The organism is Mesorhizobium sp. M7A.F.Ca.ET.027.02.1.1 (genome assembly GCF_004022985.1).
Classification (GTDB): Bacteria; Pseudomonadota; Alphaproteobacteria; order Rhizobiales; family Rhizobiaceae; genus Mesorhizobium.
In genome coordinates, this window is record NZ_RZOL01000652.1 from 1 (window position 1) to 2,069 (window position 2,069).

Here is a 2,069-nt window from a genome sequence, read left to right on the forward strand (position 1 = left end):
CTTCGACCGGCAGCACCTCGCCGACGGCGCCGCTGCGTCCTTCAAGCAACTGGCGCTGGAAGGCGCCGGCGTCGCCGTCGACCGCGGTGCCGAGATTGGCGCCGAGCCCGGTGTTCAGGCCATAGATCTTCTGGCCGGATGCGGCGGCTTGGTCGAGCACTTTTCGTGCCTTTTCCAGCCTGCCGATGACATCGGGTCCAATCTCCACCTTGCGCCCATCGCGGGCGACCGCAGCGACATCGTCAATACCGACACCGGTTCCGGTGAGGACGAGCGCGCTCATGCGAAGCGCAGCCGCTGGCCGATGCCTTGCACTTGGGCCTTGGCCAGCATCGCCTTACCCAGCGCAATGTCGGACAGCGACAGGCCGCGATGCCAGAACAGGATCGTTTCGGCGTCGCTTTCGCGCCCGGCTTTCAGACCGGCGGCGATCTGGCCAAGCTCGGCATGCAGCGTCTTCTCGCTCAGCCGCCCGGTCTCGACATGGGCGCGCAGCGAGCCGAACTTGCCGCCCTTGCACTGGCCCCAATCGTCGACGACGATCTTCTGCATAATATCGGTCAACGACAGTTCCACCGCGCTCATCGTGCCGTAGGGCACGACCAACGCGCCGGGCTTGATCCATTCGGTCTTGAGCAATGGCTGCGGCTCCGGCAACCGCGAGGCCTCGACGACAATGTCGGCGCCCTCGATGCAGCTTTTCCAGTCGGCGACCGCCGTCACCGTCTTGCCGAGATCGGCGGACAGTCTGGCGGCAAAACCGTCGCGGCTTTCCGGGCGGCGCGAATGGACGCGGATCTCGTCGAAATCGAAGAGATAGTCGAGCAGGCGGACATTCCAGTAGGCGGTGCCGCGCGCGCCGATATGGGCCAGCACTTTGGAATTCTTTCGCGCCAGATGCCTGGCGCCGATGGCGGTGACGGCGCCTGTGCGCATGTCGGTGATGACGGTGGCGTCGAGGATGGCGCGCGGCGCGCCGGTGCGCGGGTCGAACAGGTTGAGGATGCCGAATTCGGAAGGCAGGCCATGCAGGTAATTGTCGACATAGTCGCCGACGATCTTGACGCCGGCCGTGTCGAGCGGCGCGACGTAGCCGCGCAACACGTTGAAATGGCCGTGGAAGGACGGGTCCGGCTCAAGATGGACGCGCGGTTCGACCACCGTCTGGCCCTTGCCTTGCGCCACCAGGCCAGCCTCGACGGCGGCAATGATTTCGCCATCGGTCATGGCAAGGGCGTCGATGTCGAGGGCATTGAGGTAGTCGATGTAGATGGGCTTCATGTTACGCGGACACTTTCCTCGACCACCCCGTTCATCCCATAGCAGGCCAAGGCGGGACACGAAAGTTTGTTGCGAGGTCTCTGGACGCCGCCGGTGAGATGCTGTTCAAACCGGTTCCGTCATGACAGCCGTTCCCGAGACCGCAACCTTATCCGAAACGGCCACCAATGCGCGGCGCGTGGCGCTGATTGTCGCCATCGCTTTCTTCATGCAGTTTCTGGATTCGACGATCATCTCGACCTCGCTGCCGCAGATGGGGGCTTCCTTCGTCGTGTCGGCGGTGGCGATCAGCATCGGCATCACGGTCTACATGCTGACCATGGCCGTATTCGTGCCGCTGTCGGGCTGGCTCGCCGACCGGTTCGGCGCACGTAACATCTTCCTGCTGGCGATCGTCCTGTTCACCCTGGCCTCGCTTGCCTGCGGCGTCTCGCAAAACCTGACCCAGTTCGTCGCCGCACGTGTCGTGCAAGGGCTCGGCAGCGCGCTGATGACGCCGGTCGGGCGCATCCTGGTACTGCGTAATGCGTCGAAGTCGGAGCTGCTGAACGCCACGGCACTGATCACCTGGCCGGCGCTGTTTGCGCCGGTGATCGGGCCGGTGCTTGGTGGCTTCATCACCACCTATCTGTCCTGGCACTGGAATTTCTTCATCAACATCCCGCTTGGCGTGGTCGGGTTGGTGCTGGTCGCCCGCTTCATTCCGGGCGATCGCGAAGCCGACCCCAAGCCGCTCGACTGGCCGGGTTTTTTCCTGACATCGGCGGGGCTTGCGTTGCTTCTCTATG

The 2,069-nt window shown here is 64.1% G+C and carries 3 protein-coding genes; 1 reads left to right on the forward strand and 2 read right to left on the reverse strand.

Annotated elements, in window-relative coordinates; translation table 11 throughout:
- Together EN749_RS34710 and EN749_RS34715 are read right to left on the reverse strand one after the other, a co-directional pair.
- Nucleotides 1–283: aromatic amino acid lyase (locus EN749_RS34710; protein ID WP_189367924.1), on the reverse strand; the 283-nt coding region annotated here is incomplete at its 3' end.
- Nucleotides 280–1,281 (reverse strand): ornithine cyclodeaminase family protein, encoded by a 1,002-nt coding sequence (locus tag EN749_RS34715; protein ID WP_127397914.1) that lies wholly within the window; start codon nt 1,279–1,281, stop codon nt 280–282. The genes EN749_RS34715 and EN749_RS34710, both read right to left, overlap by 4 nt.
- A gap of 121 nt (nt 1,282–1,402) precedes the next feature.
- On the opposite strand from EN749_RS34715, the gene EN749_RS34720 reads away from it, so the two are divergent.
- Nucleotides 1,403–2,069, forward strand: a 667-nt coding sequence (locus EN749_RS34720; RefSeq protein ID WP_128364867.1) for an MFS transporter, incomplete at its 3' end; no start/stop codon positions are given.

Excerpts from the sequence above, each read along its gene's own strand:
- EN749_RS34715 (WP_127397914.1), bottom strand. The coding sequence starts at position 1,281 with ATGAAGCCCATCTACATCGACTACCTCAATGCCCTCGACATCGACGCC.